This is a genomic window from uncultured Microbacterium sp. (genome assembly GCF_963521695.1).
In the GTDB taxonomy this organism is placed as follows: Bacteria; Actinomycetota; Actinomycetes; order Actinomycetales; family Microbacteriaceae; genus Microbacterium.
On record NZ_CAUQWC010000064.1, the window covers coordinates 1 to 15,469 of the forward strand.

The window sequence follows — 15,469 nt, forward strand, 5'->3', positions numbered from 1 at the left end:
CCGAGGAACTCGAGACGTTCGTTGTGCGGGATGGCGCCGTTCTCGTAGGCGAACGAGCGGTGGGTCAGGGCAAGCGAAAGAAGCTCGGGGTCGATGTCGACCCCGAGCTTCTCGGTGAGCGCCTGGCGCTCGACGGTGTTTCGCGTCACGGTGTTTCGCGTCACAGTGTTTCGCGTCGCAGTGTCTCGTCGCGGGCGACGATCAGACGTCGGCGACCTTGCGGCCCTTGTACTCGAGGAAGAGCTCGGTGCCCTGCGAGTCGGTGACGACCTTGGCCTGGTGAGGGCGGCTGTAGACGACCTTGCCGTTCTCGATGGTCTTGACCAGCGTGGGGGCCTCGGCCTTCCACTGCGCGCGACGCGAGCGGGTGTTGGAGCGGGAGACCTTCCGCTTCGGGGGGTTACCTGCCATGACTAGCTCTTCTCTGTCTTGGGGGCGGCGCGGAGCGCATCGCCGTCGTCTGGGGTGTACTGCTGGAGCGCAGCCCATCGGTTATCGACAGGCGTGTGCTCCGTGTCGTCGGTGTTTTTCGTCAGCCTCTCGCCCGTGTTCGGGTCGAGCCCGGGGCAGTCCGGCTGACACACCGGCTGGAACGGAAGCGACAGGACAATGGCATCCCGGACCAGATTTTCAAGATCCACGTGGTCGTCTTGAACGTCGAAGTCACTCGCTTCGTGCCCAGGATACGCGAAAAGTTCCTGGAACTCGACTTCGACAGGCTCGTCGATGTCGATGAGGCAGCGTCCGCACACGCCCGTGGCGGTGGTGTCGACGGTGCCCGAGACAAGAATCCCCTCGTGCACCGACTCCAGACGCACCTCGAGCTCGAGGATCTCGCCCTCGGGGATCGAGAGCAGGCCCTCCCCCCATTTCTCGGGGGTGGGGAGGTCGAGGCTGTGCTCGCGCATCTCACCGGGATGGTGCTCGATGTCGCGGACGGGGAGCTGGAAGGGGCCGGGTCGACGGGTTCTCACGGTCGTCCATGCTACCCGCGCCCCCCTGAGCGAGGGCCGGGCGGCGCGAGCAGCGGTGCGGCGTCGCACAAACGAACACGCATAAACGCGTTTCGCGCGCAGAAACACGACGAGCGCGTGTTTCTGCGCGCAGATCGCGTTTATGCGTGGAAGGCGGACCACCGCGCACCCGCGGGCGGTGAGGTTCAGATGCCGCGCGCGCCGGTGTCGAGATAGCGCGCGACGGCGGGCGGGACGTAGGGCGACACGTCTCCACCGAGGCCGGCCACCTGCCGCACGAGCGAACTCGACACGAGGGCGTGCGAAGGGTCGGGCAGCAGGAACACCGTCTCGACGTGTGCGAGGTCGCGGTTCACGATCGCCATCGGGGTCTCGTACGCGACGTCGACCTGCGAACGGATGCCCTTCACCAGCACTTTCGCCCCCACGTCGGTGGCGTAGTCGACGAGGAGGCCCATGCTCCACGCCGCGATGATCACGTCTCCTTCGACCCCCGCCTCCGAGATCGACTGCTCGAGCAGGCGTTGGCGCTCGGCGATGGGCAGCATCGCCTCTTTGCCGGGGTTGTGCACGACGAGCACGTGCAGCTGGTCGAAGAGGCCGGCGGCACGACGGATGACGTCGAGGTGACCGAGCGTGGGCGGGTCGAACGAGCCGGGGACGACGGCGATCCGGGGATCCATGCCGCCAGCCTATCGACGCGACTCGACCGAGAGCCCGGCGTTCAGGACTTCGCCAGCGCGGCACGCTCTTCGACGCCCACGCGGCGTTCGAGGGCGGCGGCGAGTCCGGGATGCCGCACCAGCGCGGGGTCGTCGGCGAGGAGGCGCTCCCCCTCGGCGCGCGCCTCAGTGATGAGGTCGGCGTCGGTCACCACCCGCAGCAGACGCAGCGACGATCGGGCGCCCGATTGCGCTCCACCGAGCACGTCGCCCTCGCCGCGGAGTTCGAGGTCGACCTCGGCGAGGGCGAAGCCGTCGAGGGTGGATGCCACGGCTTCGACCCGCGAACGGGACGACGTGCCGGGGGCGGCCTCGGTCACGAGCAGGCAGAGGCCCGGGACCCCGCCACGACCGACGCGGCCGCGCAACTGGTGCAGCTGCGAGACGCCGAAGCGGTCGGCCTCGAGGATGACCATCGTCGAGGCGTTCGGCACGTCGACCCCGACCTCGATCACGGTCGTCGCCACGAGCACGTCGATGTCGCCGCGGGCGAACGCCTGCATGACGGCGTCCTTCTCATCGGACGGCATCTTGCCGTGCAGGATCTGCACGCGGATGCCGGCGAAGCTCGGGAGCCGCGAGATCAACGCCTCGACCTGCACGACGCCCCACCGCGTCCGGCTGCTCTCCCCCGCCACGGGGGCGGCCCCGTCGGGCGCATCGGCGGGTTCGTCGGTCTTGTCATCGGCGGCGAGCTGTTCGGCGTCGATCGCCGCGCACACGACGAACGCCTGGCGGCCCTGCGCGACCTCTTCCGCCACACGATCCCACACCCGCGCGAACCAGCTCGGCTTCTCGGCCAGCGGCGCGACGAACGATTGGATGCCGGCGCGCCCGGCCGGCATCGTCCGGATCGTGGAGACATCGAGGTCGCCGAACACCGTCATGGCGACGGTGCGCGGAATGGGCGTTGCCGTGAGCACGAGCGTGTGCGGCGAGTCGCCCTTGGAACGCAGCGCCTCGCGCTGGTCGACGCCGAAGCGGTGCTGCTCGTCGACGACGACGAACCCGAGGTCGGCGAAGGTCGTGGTGGCGCTCAGCAGCGCGTGCGTGCCGACGACGATCCGCGCCTGCCCCGACGCCACGCGCAGCGCCGCCCGGCGGCGCTCGGCCGCGGGCATCTGCCCCGTCAGCAGCGTCGGCATGAGCTCCGGCGCGAGTTCGGGACCGAGCATGCGCGCGATCGAGCGGAGGTGCTGACCGGCGAGCACCTCGGTGGGGGCGATCAGGGCGGACTGCCCTCCCGACTCGGCCACCTGCATCATCGCCCGCAGAGCGACGAGCGTCTTACCGGAACCCACCTCGCCCTGCACGAGACGGTTCATGGGCCAGTCGCCCGTGAGGTCGGCGGCCAGCTGCGCACCGACGTCCTTCTGGTCGGGGGTGAGCTCGAATGGGAGGATCGCGTCGAATCGTTCGAGCAGCCCGCCGGGAGCCGCGGGGCGTTTCGTCGCCGACAGTGCGCGCACGAACTGGCGCTGCTGCAGCAGCGCCGACTGCAGCACGAAGGCCTCGTGCATGCGCAGCGTCGCGACGGCCGGGGGGATGTCGTCGTCGTTCTCGGGGCGGTGGATCCGCTCGAGCGCGGCGCGAGCGGGGAGGAGTCCCCGCCGCGTGCGCAGGTCGTCGGGCAGCGGGTCGTCGACCTCGCCCAGCGCGTCGAGGACGACCGCGATCGTCTTCTGCACGAGCGTGCTGGGGACCGAACTGGTGGCGGGATAGATGGGAATAGGTCTCTTCGCCGTGACCTCTGCCTCGGCGCGGGCTTCAGCGATGTCGTCGAACAGCTCGTAGTCGGGGTTCGTCAGCTGCGTCTGCCGGCGGTATTCGCCGACCTTGCCCGAGAAGATGCCCCGCCGCCCGGGGGTGAGGTCTTTCAGACGCCACGGCTGGTTGAAGAACGTCAGCGACATGCGCCCGTCGCCGTCGCTGATCACGACCTCGAGGAGCGACCCGCGTCGGTTCTGCATCCGGCGCTCGGCGGCGCTGACGACCTCGGCCACGATCGTGACGGGTTCGCCCAACGGCAGCGAGGCGATCGGGGTGAGCTCACCGCGCCGGGCATAGCGGCGCGGGTAGTGCTCGAGCAACTCGCCCACGGTCTTCGTGCCGAACGCGCGGTCGAACGCCGACGCCGTCTTTCCGCCCACGGCGCCGTCGAGCCGGGAGGCGAGCGAGAGACCGGGCATGCTGACGAGTCTAGGCAGGGCGCCCGACATCGCCGCCCGCACGCCCGGCCCGACAGGGGTCCCTGAGCCCGTCGAAGGGACCGAGCACCCGCGAGGATCCCGAGGCTTCGACAAGCTCAGCCTCCTCCGCCGCCCCGCCGCGCCCGTGTCTCCATGGGCATCCGCGACCCTAGGCTGGACCGGTGACGCGCATCATCTCCGGCCGAGCGGGCGGCACCGTCCTCGACGTTCCGCCGAAGGGCACCCGCCCGACGAGCGACCGCGTGCGCGAGTCGCTGTTCGGAGCACTCGAATCGGCGGGCGTCCTCGACGACGCCCGGGTCGCCGACCTCTTCGCCGGCTCCGGAGCGCTGGGATTGGAGAGCCTCAGCCGCGGTGCCGCCTCCGCCGACCTCGTCGAGCTGTCGGCCCCGGCCGCCGCACTGATCCGCAAGAACGCCGAGCGAGTGCGCACCGCGGGCGTCGTCGCCCCCGCGCGGGTTCACCGCGCGAATGTCACCGCCTATCTGGCGTCATCCGCCGGGGAGTGGGATCTGGTGTTCCTCGACCCGCCCTACGACATCGCCGACCACGACCTCGAGAAGGCCCTCGTGGCCCTCGCGCCCCACCTGAGCCCGGATGCCACCGTCATCGTCGAACGCGCGAAGCGCTCTGCGGCGCCCGACTGGGCTGCTGCCGGTCTGGTGCCCGAACGCGATCGCAACTACGGCGACACCACGATGTGGTGGGGACGACCGCCCCTGTGAGCGGCACCCGCCCTCGACGGCGCCGGAATCAGCCCCGGCCGGCGTCCCAGTCCCGGTAGGGGTCCCAGCCGGCGTGGCCCGTCCACGCCGCGCCGTCCACCTCGATCGCCGCGGCTCCGCGCGGCTGCACGCTCCCGATGCGTCGACCGAGGGTCTCGGCATCCGGGGGGAAGGTCACCAGGAAGCCGTGGTCCTCTCCCCCGCCGAGCGCCCGCGCGGGGTCGTCGCCGAGGGCGCTCGAGTCGATGGCGATGGTCACACCCGACGCGTCGGCGAGGCGTGTCGCGTCCAGGACGAGGCCGTCCGAGACGTCCATCATCGCGGTGGCTCCGGATGCCGCCGCCCTCAACGCCTGGTCCAGCGGCGGGCGCGGGGCGAGTTGGCTCGACAGCGCCTTCGCATCAGCGGGGTCGAGTGCGGCACGCGCCTCATCCGTGAGGGCGACGGGGACGCCGTCGGCATCCACGAACCGCTGGAAGAGCACGTCGAGTCCCCGGGCCGCCTCGCCGAGCTCCCCGATGACGTAGACGCCGTCGCCGACCCGCGCACCCGAACGGCGCACGGGGTCACGACCGTCGAGACTGCCGAGGGCGGTGACGGCGATCGTCAGCGTGTCCGAGACGGTGAGGTCGCCGCCCTCCACCGCGCAGTCGGGGGCGAGCTCGGCGCAGGCGGCGGCGAGACCGTCGGCGAAACCGCGCACGAACGCCAGTGGAGTCGTGTCGGGCATGGCCAACGCCACGAGGAGGGCGATGGGCCGTGCGCCCATCGCGGCGACGTCGGCGAGGTTGACCGCCGCCGCCTTGAAACCGAGGTCGAACGGCGAAGACCACGCCAGCCGGAAGTCGGGGCCGTGCACGAGCGTGTCGGTCGTGGCGACGACCCGCCCGTCGGGCACGGCCAGCACGGCGGCGTCGTCGCCCGGGCCGACGAGCGCGCGGGAGGGAGGAAGGCGGTCGAGGATGCCCCGCAGGATCTGCCCCTCGGACAACCCCCCCACGGTGGTTTCACGGTCGGGCTCGGCGTCGGTCACCCTCCCACGCTATTAGCCTTGACGGGTGCCCCGCTCCCCCCGTACTCTCGCGCTCCTCGCCGTCCTCGCCCTGGTCCCGGGGCTCGCGGCGTGCAGCACGACGGTGGCGATGGAACCCGCGAAGCTCGCCAACGACCCCGCGTGCGCCTCGGTGATCTCGCGCCTGCCGGAGAGCATCTCCGGCCAGGAACGTCGCTGGACCGACGCGCAGGCGACCGGGGCCTGGGGTAATCCGGCATCCATTCTCATGACCTGCGGGCTCGAGCCTCCGGCCCCCTCGACGCTGCCGTGCCGCTCGGTCGACGGCGTGGACTGGATCGTCGACGAGTCCCAGGCTGCCGACAAGCTCTTCACACTGACCACCTATGGCCGCGAGCCCGCCATCCAGGTGTTCCTGGATCAAGGCACCGCCAGCAGCGGCGACGTCGCCCGGGCGCTCGGTCCTCTCATCCGCGAATACCTGCAGCCGACCGGATCGGTGTGCACCGCGGCGTCCGACGTGGCGGTCTCGCCGACGCCGACACCCGCGCCCTGAGTCGGGGCGCTCAGACCTTCTCGAGCGCGGCGTCGAGCAGGTCGCTGATCAGGTCGGGGTACGAGAGCCCCGAGGCGATCCAGCATGTGGGGAACATCGAGATCGGCGTGAACCCCGGCATGGTGTTGACCTCGTTCACGTAGAACTCGGTTCCGGTGTAGAAGAAGTCGACACGCGCGAGGCCCTGCCCGCCGATCGCCTCGAACGCCTTCGCCGCGACGCGCTGCATCTCCGCCAGTTCGCCCTCGCCGAGCTCGGCGGGGCACACGAGGTCGACGCCCGGGGCGTCGAGGTACTTCGCCTCGAAATCGTAGAAGTCTCGACCCGTCACGACGATCTCGCCGGCGACGCTCACGCGCACCGGTCCCCCGTCGCGCCCGGGCAGCACGCCGCACTCGAGCTCGCGCCCGACGATCGCCTGCTCGACGAGCGCGAGGCGGTCTTCGGCGAAGGCCGTGTCGAGAGCGGCATCCAGGTCTTCCCACCGCGACACCTTCGTCACGCCCACGCTCGAACCGGCCTCGTTGGGCTTGACGAACACCGGCAGATCGAGGGCGCGCATGCGACGCTCCCACAGCGCGCGGTCGCGCGCGAGGTCGGCGCGGGTCACGGCGACCCACGGCACCACCGGCACGTTCGCCGAGCGCAGTACCTGCTTCGTGACGTTCTTGCTCATGCCGATCGCCGACATGAGCACGCCACCGCCGGCGTACGGGATGCCGAGCAGCTCGAGCAATCCCTGCACCGTCCCGTCTTCCCCGAAACGGCCGTGCAGGATCGGCAGCACGACGTCGACGTCTCCGAGCGACCGCGTGCCCTCGGCATCCGTCACCGTCCACTCGCGCGACAGCGTCGAGTCGGGAAGCCGCACGCGGGAGCCGTTGTCGACCACCTCGGGCAGAGCCTCGGGGCGCAGGGCGAACTTGTCGGGATCGTCGTCTTCGAGCACGAAGGCGCCCTCGCGCGTGATGCCGACCGGGATCACCCGAAAGCGGTCACGGTCGATCGCCCGCAGCACCCCGCCCGCCGTGGCGGAACTGATCGAATGCTCGCTGGAGCGCCCGCCGAAGAGCACTACCACCACCGGTTTGGTCATTCTGCGTCCTCTCGCCCTGCGGCTGGTCGTCGTCTGTCGTCAGGTGCGGCGCGATGTCGCGCGGGTCCATGGTGCCGTCGAGCACCATCTTCACCTGCTGCACGATGGGCATGTCGACGCCGACCTGCTTCGCGAGCTGGAGCACGGGGGCCACGGATGCCAAGCCCTCGGCGGTCTGCTGCATCTGGGCCACGACTTCTTTGTAGCCGTACCCCTGGCCGAGCAGTCGCCCGGCGGTGTTGTTGCGACTGAGCGGCGACTGGCACGTCGCGATGAGGTCGCCGAGACCGGCGAGACCCTGCAGCGTCTCGGGCTTCGCACCCTGCGCCACGGCGAAATCCGTCATCTCGACGAGCCCGCGCGTGATGATCGAGGCTTTGGTGTTCTCGCCGTAGCCGACGCCGTCGACGATTCCGATCGCGACGGCGATGAGGTTCTTCAGCACTCCGCCGAATTCGGTACCGATCACGTCGGTGTTGACGAACGAGCGGAAGTACCGGTTGCGCGCGCGCCGGGCCACCGCTTCGGCCGTCTCGGGGCTCAGCGAGCTGATGACGGCCGCCGTGGGCTGCTCGCGCGCGATCTCGAGGGCGAGGTTGGGGCCGGATGCCACCGCGATCCGCGCCGGGTCGCACTGCAGAACCTGCTCGATGACCTGGCTCATGCGCAGGCCCGTCGACTTCTCGACGCCCTTCATGAGCGACACGATCGGCACGTCGGTGTGTTCTACGAAGGGTTTGATCGCGGCGAGGTTCTCGCGCAGCGACTGGCTCGGCACCGACAGGTAGATCTGCTCGGCGCCGCGCAGCGCTTCGGCGAGGTCGGTGGTGGCCGTCATCGTCCGCGGCAGATTGATGCCCGCGAGATACCGGCTGTTGCGCTTGGACTCGGTGATCTCGGCGGCAAGCTCCGGGCGGCGGGCCCACATAACGACCGAGGCTCCGCCGTCGGCGAGGATCTTGCCGAACGTCGTGCCCCAGCTTCCGGCGCCGATGACGGCGACCTTCGGTCCCGCCGCGGGAGCGACGTTCTTACGGCTCAAGGCGCCCCGTCTCGTTCTGCCCGTGCTTCGACGGGTCCCAGCGTTCGGTCGGCGCGGGAAGACCCCGGATGCCGCCGAGCATGTCGGCGACACGGTTCATCATCGTGTCGGTCGCCTTCACGAGCGTCGAAGGCTGTGTCGGCGTCGCGGCGTGCTCGGTCAGGTCGAGCGCGGGCCCGAACTCCACGATCACGTGGGAGCGCCGGGGGAACTTCAGCTTCCCGTAGCGCGGCAGGATCTGCTGCACGCCCCACTGCGCCATCGGGATGAGCGGAAGACCGCCCGCCAGGGCCAGGCGTACGGCCCCTGTCTTGCCGCGCATCGGCCACAGGTCGGGGTCCCGCGTGAGCGTGCCCTCGGCGTAGACGATGACTCCGCGGCCGTCGCGAGCGATCTGCTCGGCGGCCTTCATCGACTGGTTGGCCCCCGACGACGCACGCGGGACGGGAACCATGCCGGTGGCCTTCAGCGCCGCCCCCAGCACGGGGACGCGGAAGAGGCTCTCTTTCGCCATGAACCGCGGGGCGCGACCGAGTCTCCACACGGCGACGGCCACGACGAGCGGGTCGAACTCGGAGTTGTGATTCGGAGCCAGCACGTAGGCCCCCTCACGGGGCAGGTTCTCGGCGCCGCGGATCTCGATGCGGGCGAAGAGCCCCACGGCGGGCACGATGATCGCCGCGAGCGGCCAGAAGACGCTCGGGCGACTCGTCTCGGGGGTCGCGGTCGCCGACCTCATCCCGCGACGTCGAAATCGGCGTCGAGGGCGGTGAGCTTCTCGAGGAACTTCTCGTAACCGCGGCGGATGATGCCGATGTTGCGCACCGTCGACTCGCCCTGCGCGGCCAGGGCCGCGATGACGTAGCTGTACCCGCCGCGGAGGTCGGGCACCTCGACGTCGGCCGCGTGCAGGGGCGTAGGGCCGGTGATGACGGCGGCCTGCTCGAGATCGCGGCGGGGAACGCGACGGTCGGCGCTGTCGAGTCCCTTCGGGTGCACGACGATGTCGGCGCCCATCTTGTTCAGGGCCTCGGTGAAGCCGAGGCGGTTCTCGTACACCGTCTCGTGCACGACGGAAGTGCCCGACGCCTGGGTGAGGGCGACGATGAGCGGCTGCTGCCAGTCGGTCATGAAGCCGGGGTGCACGTCGGTCTCGACCATCACGGGCTTGAGCGCGTCACCGCGACGGAACAGGATCCCGTCTTCGCGGACGTCGAACCACCCGCCTGCCTTGCGGAAGACGTTGAGGAAGGTCAGCATGTCCTGCTGGCGGGCGCCCTTGGCGAAGATCTCGCCGTCGGTGGCGAGGGCGGCGCACGCCCACGAGGCGGCCTCGTTGCGGTCGAAGATCGCGCGGTGGTCGTAACCGTCGAGACGCTCGACGCCCTCGATGAAGATGACGCGGTTGGGCTCGTACGAGATGATAGCGCCCATCTTCTGCAGCACCGCGATGAGATCCATGATCTCGGGCTCGATCGCGGCGTTGCGGAGCTCGGTCACGCCCTTCGCGCGCACGGCGGTCAGCAGCACCTGCTCGGTGGCGCCGACGCTCGGGTACGGCAGCGTGATGTTCGCACCGTGCAGCCCGTTCGGGGCCGTGATGCGGATGCCCTCGTAGCTCTTGTCGACGACCGCACCGAAGGCGCGGAGCGCGTCCATGTGGAAGTTGATCGGTCGGTCGCCGATGCGGCATCCACCGAGGTCGGGGATGAGCGCCTCGCCGAGCAGGTGCAGCAGCGGCCCGCAGAAGAGGATCGGAATGCGCGAGGCGCCCGCGTGCGCGTCGATCTCCTCGAAGTGCGCGGCGACCGCGCCCGAGGGATCGAGGTGGAGTGTGCCCTCTTCGTCGCCCTCGGTCACGGTCACACCGTGCACCTCGAGGAGCGAACGCACGACCTTGACGTCGCTGATCATGGGGACGTCGCGCAGGGTGCTCGTGGTATCGCCGAGCAGCGCCGCCACCATCGCCTTCGTGACGAGGTTCTTCGCCCCCTTGACCTCGACGGTGCCGCGCAGCGGGCGGCCGCCGCGGATCGTGAGGGTCTCGGCTTCCTCCCAGTCCGGCTGCCCGGGAATGCGGTCTCCGGAGTCGGTGACGAGTGTGCTCATAGGGGGGTGGACCTCACTTCGTTGACGAGGGGCGGCGAATCGACCCGATCGGGTCGATCGGGCTCAGCGGACCGGAAGGGTCCGCGGCCGCCATGCCTCGCGGCGCGCCTCGAACTGCGTGATCTTGTCTTCATCACGCAGCGTGAGCCCGATGTCGTCGAGCCCTTCGAGAAGCCGCCACCTAGTGTAATCGTCGATGTCGAACGAGACCTGGAGATCGCCGACGGTCGCCGTCTTGGCCTGCAGATCGACGGTCATCTCGATGCCGGGCTGCGCCTCGATCACGGCCCAGATGCGTTCGAGGTCGTCTTCGCTGATCACGCCGGTGACGAGGCCCTGCTTGCCGGAGTTGCCGCGGAAGATGTCGGCGAACTTCGGGCTCAGCACCACCTGGAAGCCGTAGTCGCGCAGCGCCCAGACGGCGTGCTCTCGGCTGGAGCCGGTGCCGAAGTCGGGACCGGCGACGAGGACGGATGCCGAGCGGTAGGCGTCCTGGTTGAGGATGAAGTCGGGGTCCTGCCGCCAGTTGGCGAAGAGGGCGTCGTCGAAGCCGGTCTTGGTGACGCGCTTGAGGAAGACCGCCGGGATGATCTGGTCGGTGTCGACGGCCGAGCGCTTCAGCGGGGCGGCGACACCGGTGTGCGTGCGGAACTTCTCCATGTCAGGCCTCCGCCCCGGTGGAAACGGTCTCGTCGGTGCGGGCGGCACCGCCGGTGATCAGGGTGCCGTCGCTCGAGATCGGGTCGAGGTCGGCGGGGCTCGACAGGGTGCCGCGGACCGCAGTGGCAGCCGCGACCAGCGGCGACACGAGGTGCGTGCGTCCGCCCTTGCCCTGGCGTCCTTCGAAATTGCGGTTCGAGGTGGAGGCGCAGCGCTCCCCCGGTGCGAGCTGATCGGGGTTCATCCCCAGGCACATCGAGCACCCGGCGAAGCGCCACTCCGCACCGAAGTCGACGAACACCTTGTCGAGTCCCTCGGCCTCGGCCTCGAGGCGCACACGGGCCGAACCCGGCACGACCATGACGCGCACGTTCTCGGCCTTGGTGCGGCCCTGGATGACGGAGGCGAAGGCACGGAGGTCTTCGATGCGGCTGTTGGTGCACGAGCCCATGAACACGGCATCCACCGGGATGTCCTTCATCGGGGTGCCGGCGGCGAGGTCCATGTATTCCAGCGCCCGCTCGGCGGCGGCGCGCTCGTTGGGGTCGGCGAAGTCGGCCGGGGTGGGCACGACGTCCGACAGCGAGACGCCCTGGCCGGGGTTCGTCCCCCAGGTGACGAACGGCTCGAGGTCGGCCGCGTCGAGGACCACCTCGGCGTCGAAGACGGCGTCGTCGTCGGAGGCCAGGGAGCGCCAGTACTCGACCGCGCGGTCCCAGTCCTCGCCCTCGGGGGCGTGGGGGCGTCCCTTGATGTAGGCGAAGGTCGTGTCGTCGGGGGCGATCATGCCCGCGCGCGCACCGGCCTCGATCGACATGTTGCACATCGTCATGCGCCCCTCCATCGAGAGGGAGCGGATCGCGCTGCCGCGGAACTCGAGCACGTAGCCCTGGCCGCCGTTCGCGCCGATCTTGGCGATGATCGCGAGGATGATGTCCTTCGCGGTGACGCCCGGCTTCAGGTCGCCCTCGACGGTGATGGCCATCGTCTTGAAGGGCTTCAGCGGCAGGGTCTGCGTGGCGAGCACGTGTTCGACCTCGCTCGTGCCGATACCGAACGCCATGGCGCCGAACGCGCCGTGCGTGGAGGTGTGCGAGTCGCCGCAGACGACGGTGATGCCCGGCATGGTGAGCCCGAGCTGGGGACCCACGACGTGGACGATGCCCTGCTCTTTGTCGCCGAGCGAGTGGATGCGCACGTCGAACTCGGCGGCGTTGCGGCGCAGCGTCTCAATCTGCGTGCGGCTGGTGAGGTCGGCGATCGGCTTGTCGATGTCGAGCGTGGGGGTGTTGTGGTCTTCGGTCGCGATCGTCAGATCGAGCCGGCGCACGGGGCGCCCCTCGGCGCGCAGACCATCGAACGCCTGGGGGCTCGTGACCTCGTGCACGAGGTGCAGGTCGATGTAGATGAGGTCGGGCTGACCGTTCTCACCCTTGACGACGAGGTGGTCGTCCCAGACCTTCTCGGCCAGGGTGCGAGGGTTCTCGGGAATGGTGCTCATGGTTGCGTTTCTCCTCGGGAGGGGTGTGAGGCCCGCGACGAACTCCGCGACGAGAAAGGCCTAGAACAAGGTCTCGTCGCGGCCGCTAAGGAGGAGGCCGGCGATCCGCACCTCGTCACGATACCACCGGGCCGGTCGGCAGCTCCTGCGTAACACGACGCCGCATGTTTGGGCGTTGCGCGCGCTCGCGTGCGAGCCTGGGCCGACCCGAAGGAAGGAGCGTGCCACATGGCCGCAGACGCCGAAACCGGATTCTCGACGCGACAGGTGCACGCCGGCTCCGCCACCGCGCCCGCCACCCCGCGGGCGATGCCGATCTACCTGACCGCCGGGTTCACGTTCCGCGACCTCGACGAGTCGGCCGCGCACTTCGGCGCGGGCACCGGCTTCGGTTACACCCGCACCGGTAACCCCACCGTGCACGCGGTGGAGGAGCGTCTCGCTTCGATCGAGGGCGGCGATCAAGCCGTGCTCGTCTCCAGCGGCCAGGCCGCGGTGACCGTGGCGCTGCTGGCCCTGGCCGGTGCCGGCGATCACGTCGTCGTCTCGGAGCACATCTACGAGGGGACGCGCGGACTGCTCCTCGACAACCTCGTGCGACTGGGCATCGAGACGACCTTCGTCGACACGTCCGATCTCGACGCCTGGCGGGATGCCATCACCCCGCGAACGAGGGCGTTCTTCGCCGAGACGCTCTCCAACGCCCGCAACGACGTGCTCAACGTGGCGGCGATCTCGGCGATCGGTCGGGAACACGGCATCCCTCTCGTGGTCGACAGCACCTTCACGACGCCCTACCTCCTGCGGCCGATCGAGCACGGCGCCGCCGTCGTCGTGCACTCGGCGAGCAAATTCCTCGCCGGCCAGGGGGCGGTGCTGGGCGGGGTCATCGTCGACGACGGCCGCTTCGACGCCGCGGCATCCGGTCACCGCTTCCCCCACCTCGTGCAGACCGACCGCCTGGGAGGCGCGAGCTACGCCGAGAAGCACGGCGCCCGCGCCCGAGGCGCCTACATCCGTGAGAGTGTCGCCCCGCGCTTCGGCCCCGCGCCCTCGCCGCTGAACGCCTTCCTCATCGGTCAGGGCATCGAGACGTTGAGCCTGCGCGTGGAGCGCCAGTCGCAGAATGCCCTGACCGTGGCGCGGTGGCTCGAGGGGCGCCCCGAGGTGGAGCGCGTCGACTACGTCGGCCTCGAGTCGCACCCCCACCACGAGCTGGGGCAGCGGTACCTGACACGCGGCAGCGGCTCGGTCTTCACCGTGACCCTGCGCGGCGGTCTGGAAGCCGCGCGGCACGTCGTGCAGTCGGTGAAGCTCATCACGCACATGACCCACCTCGGCGACGTGCGCTCGCTCGTGCTGCACCCGCAGAGCACCTCGCACTCCGCGCGCACCGTCGAGGAGCGTGAGCGCGCGGGCGTCTTCCCCGGCACGATCCGCCTGTCGATCGGCATCGAGGACATCGACGACATCCTCGCCGATCTCGATCAGGCGCTGGTGGGTGTGCCCGCCCTCGAGCGCGAGACGGTCGTGCTGTGACCCGCCTCCAGCACTTCGGCTGGTTCCTCGCGCGCGGCTTCGGACCGCACGGATGGGGCCACCCGTACCTGCGGTGGAACCATCGCTGGACCGAGCCGGGTCTGTACCAGGACTCCGCCCGCACGCTCGAGCAGGCCGGTTTCGACCTGCTGATCATCGAGGACGCCCCCTCGCTCGGCAGCGCCGAGACCATCGACCTGCGCGTGCGCCACGCGTTCGGCGGCCCGAAGCACGACCCCCTCCTGCTCGCGCCGTACCTGTTCGCGGCGACCCGGCACCTCGGGGTCGTTCCCACGGTGAACCCCGCGGCGTACCTCCCGTACACCGCCGCCCGCCAGTTCGCGACGCTGCAGCACCTCAGCGGCCACCGCCTGGGCCTGAACGTCGTGACCGACACGGGCAGCGCACGACACTTCTCGTCCGCGCCGCAGCTCGGACATGACGCGGCGTACGACCGGGCCGAGGAGTGGCTCGGCGGCATCCGGGATCTCTGGCGCAGCTGGGGAGAGGGCGCCCTCGTCGTCGACGAGGAGTCCGGCGTCTACGCCGACGGAACGAGATTGGATGCCACCCGCCACCGCGGCGAGTACTACGGCTTCGACGGCCCGCTGAACGCCGTGCCGTTCACCGACGGCGAGCCGGCCGTCGTTTCTCCGGGCGGGTCGGGCCGCGGACTGTCGTTCGCCGGGCACAACTCCGACGTGCAACTGGCGCTCGCGCCGCTCGACGAGGCGAGCGTCCGCGGTTACCGGGCGCGCATCCACGACGCCGCCGTCGCCGCCGGGCGCACCCCCTCCGACATCAAGATCCTCTTCGCGATCCAGCCGGTGCTCGTGTCGTCGCCGGAGGAGGCCGACCGCCTGGTCGCGGCATCCGCCGATCCGTCGGAGGAGGCACTGGTCGCCATCGCCCGTAAGCAGTCGAGCGATCTCGAGACCGACCTCACGGGACTCGACCTCGACAGGCCCCTCGACCGGTCGATCTTCGGTGAACACGTGTCGGAGGGCAGCATCAAGCGCCTCGTCGGGAAGCACGATGCCGACACGCCCCTGCGGACGGTGCTCGCCGCGCACGCGCGCCTCGGGCGCCTGAACGACGGCTCTGGTTTCGTGGGCACGGCCGACGAGTTCGCCGACCGCATCGAGGAGCTCGGCACGTGGGGTAACGACGGCGTCCTGCTGTGGGGCGACCTCCACCCGGTCACCGTTCACCGCGTGCTCGACGATCTGGTGCCGATCCTGCGGCGGCGCGGGATCCTCCGCGAGGAGTACGTCGACGGCGGCCTGCAGGCGAATCTGCGCGCGTTCTAGGTTCCGGATGCCG

The 15,469-nt window shown here is 70.2% G+C and carries 15 protein-coding genes and 1 pseudogene; 4 read left to right on the plus strand and 12 right to left on the minus strand.

Annotated features, from left to right (window positions below):
- From RWP81_RS06880 to RWP81_RS06900, 5 genes and pseudogenes are all read right to left on the minus strand, one after another.
- Positions 1-149, minus strand: a pseudogene (locus tag RWP81_RS06880) (ribonuclease III); the annotation flags it as partial.
- A 52-nt stretch (positions 150-201) separates the two neighbouring features.
- Positions 202-411, minus strand: coding sequence for a 50S ribosomal protein L32 (gene rpmF / locus RWP81_RS06885; protein ID WP_019179169.1), 210 nt, complete (start codon positions 409-411; stop codon positions 202-204).
- A gap of 2 nt (positions 412-413) precedes the next feature.
- A complete protein-coding gene (locus tag RWP81_RS06890) occupies positions 414-908 on the minus strand; it encodes a YceD family protein (RefSeq protein WP_314454019.1) in 495 nt (164 codons plus the stop codon).
- A 251-nt stretch (positions 909-1,159) separates the two neighbouring features.
- Complete coding sequence (coaD, locus tag RWP81_RS06895) at positions 1,160-1,657, minus strand: pantetheine-phosphate adenylyltransferase (protein ID WP_314453983.1); 498 nt, start codon at positions 1,655-1,657, stop codon at positions 1,160-1,162.
- Positions 1,658-1,698: 41 nt separating this feature from the next.
- Positions 1,699-3,885: an ATP-dependent DNA helicase RecG gene (locus RWP81_RS06900; RefSeq protein ID WP_314453987.1), complete on the minus strand. Its 2,187-nt coding sequence runs from the start codon at positions 3,883-3,885 to the stop codon at positions 1,699-1,701.
- Between the two features lie 182 nt (positions 3,886-4,067).
- Between RWP81_RS06900 and RWP81_RS06905 the strand changes: the two genes are divergently transcribed.
- Complete coding sequence (locus RWP81_RS06905; protein ID WP_314453990.1) at positions 4,068-4,631, plus strand: RsmD family RNA methyltransferase; 564 nt, start codon at positions 4,068-4,070, stop codon at positions 4,629-4,631.
- 28 nt (positions 4,632-4,659) lie between these two features.
- On the opposite strand, the gene thiL is transcribed toward RWP81_RS06905, so the two are convergent.
- Positions 4,660-5,664, minus strand: coding sequence for a thiamine-phosphate kinase (gene thiL, locus RWP81_RS06910; protein WP_314453992.1), 1,005 nt, complete (start codon positions 5,662-5,664; stop codon positions 4,660-4,662).
- Between the two features lie 25 nt (positions 5,665-5,689).
- On the opposite strand from thiL, the gene RWP81_RS06915 reads away from it, so the two are divergent.
- Positions 5,690-6,199 (plus strand): DUF3515 family protein, encoded by a 510-nt coding sequence (locus tag RWP81_RS06915; RefSeq protein ID WP_314453994.1) that lies wholly within the window; start codon positions 5,690-5,692, stop codon positions 6,197-6,199.
- A 10-nt stretch (positions 6,200-6,209) separates the two neighbouring features.
- Here the strand turns inward: RWP81_RS06915 and RWP81_RS06920 are convergent, their stop codons facing one another.
- From RWP81_RS06920 to leuC, 6 genes are all read right to left on the minus strand, one after another.
- Positions 6,210-7,295: a D-alanine--D-alanine ligase family protein gene (locus RWP81_RS06920; protein ID WP_314453996.1), complete on the minus strand. Its 1,086-nt coding sequence runs from the start codon at positions 7,293-7,295 to the stop codon at positions 6,210-6,212.
- Entirely contained in the window at positions 7,195-8,337 is a 1,143-nt protein-coding gene (locus RWP81_RS06925) for an NAD(P)H-dependent glycerol-3-phosphate dehydrogenase (protein ID WP_314453999.1), read from the minus strand. Before RWP81_RS06925 ends, RWP81_RS06920 begins: the two co-directional genes overlap by 101 nt.
- A complete protein-coding gene (locus RWP81_RS06930) occupies positions 8,327-9,076 on the minus strand; it encodes a lysophospholipid acyltransferase family protein (protein ID WP_314454002.1) in 750 nt (249 codons plus the stop codon). The genes RWP81_RS06925 and RWP81_RS06930 overlap by 11 nt, the downstream gene beginning before the upstream one ends.
- Positions 9,073-10,446, minus strand: coding sequence for a UDP-N-acetylglucosamine 1-carboxyvinyltransferase (murA, locus tag RWP81_RS06935; RefSeq protein ID WP_314454005.1), 1,374 nt, complete (start codon positions 10,444-10,446; stop codon positions 9,073-9,075). Before murA ends, RWP81_RS06930 begins: the two co-directional genes overlap by 4 nt.
- 63 nt (positions 10,447-10,509) lie before the next feature.
- Entirely contained in the window at positions 10,510-11,106 is a 597-nt protein-coding gene (leuD, locus tag RWP81_RS06940; RefSeq protein ID WP_314454008.1) for a 3-isopropylmalate dehydratase small subunit, read from the minus strand.
- A gap of 1 nt (position 11,107) precedes the next feature.
- A complete protein-coding gene (gene leuC / locus RWP81_RS06945; protein ID WP_314454010.1) occupies positions 11,108-12,607 on the minus strand; it encodes a 3-isopropylmalate dehydratase large subunit in 1,500 nt (499 codons plus the stop codon).
- Between the two features lie 228 nt (positions 12,608-12,835).
- Between leuC and RWP81_RS06950 the strand changes: the two genes are divergently transcribed.
- Positions 12,836-14,146, plus strand: coding sequence for a PLP-dependent transferase (locus tag RWP81_RS06950; protein WP_314454014.1), 1,311 nt, complete (start codon positions 12,836-12,838; stop codon positions 14,144-14,146).
- Positions 14,143-15,456 carry an LLM class flavin-dependent oxidoreductase gene (locus RWP81_RS06955; protein ID WP_314454016.1) on the plus strand — a complete coding sequence of 438 codons (1,314 nt, stop codon included), beginning with the start codon at positions 14,143-14,145 and terminating at the stop codon, positions 15,454-15,456. Before RWP81_RS06950 ends, RWP81_RS06955 begins: the two co-directional genes overlap by 4 nt.
- The last annotated feature ends 13 nt before the right edge of the window (positions 15,457-15,469 follow it).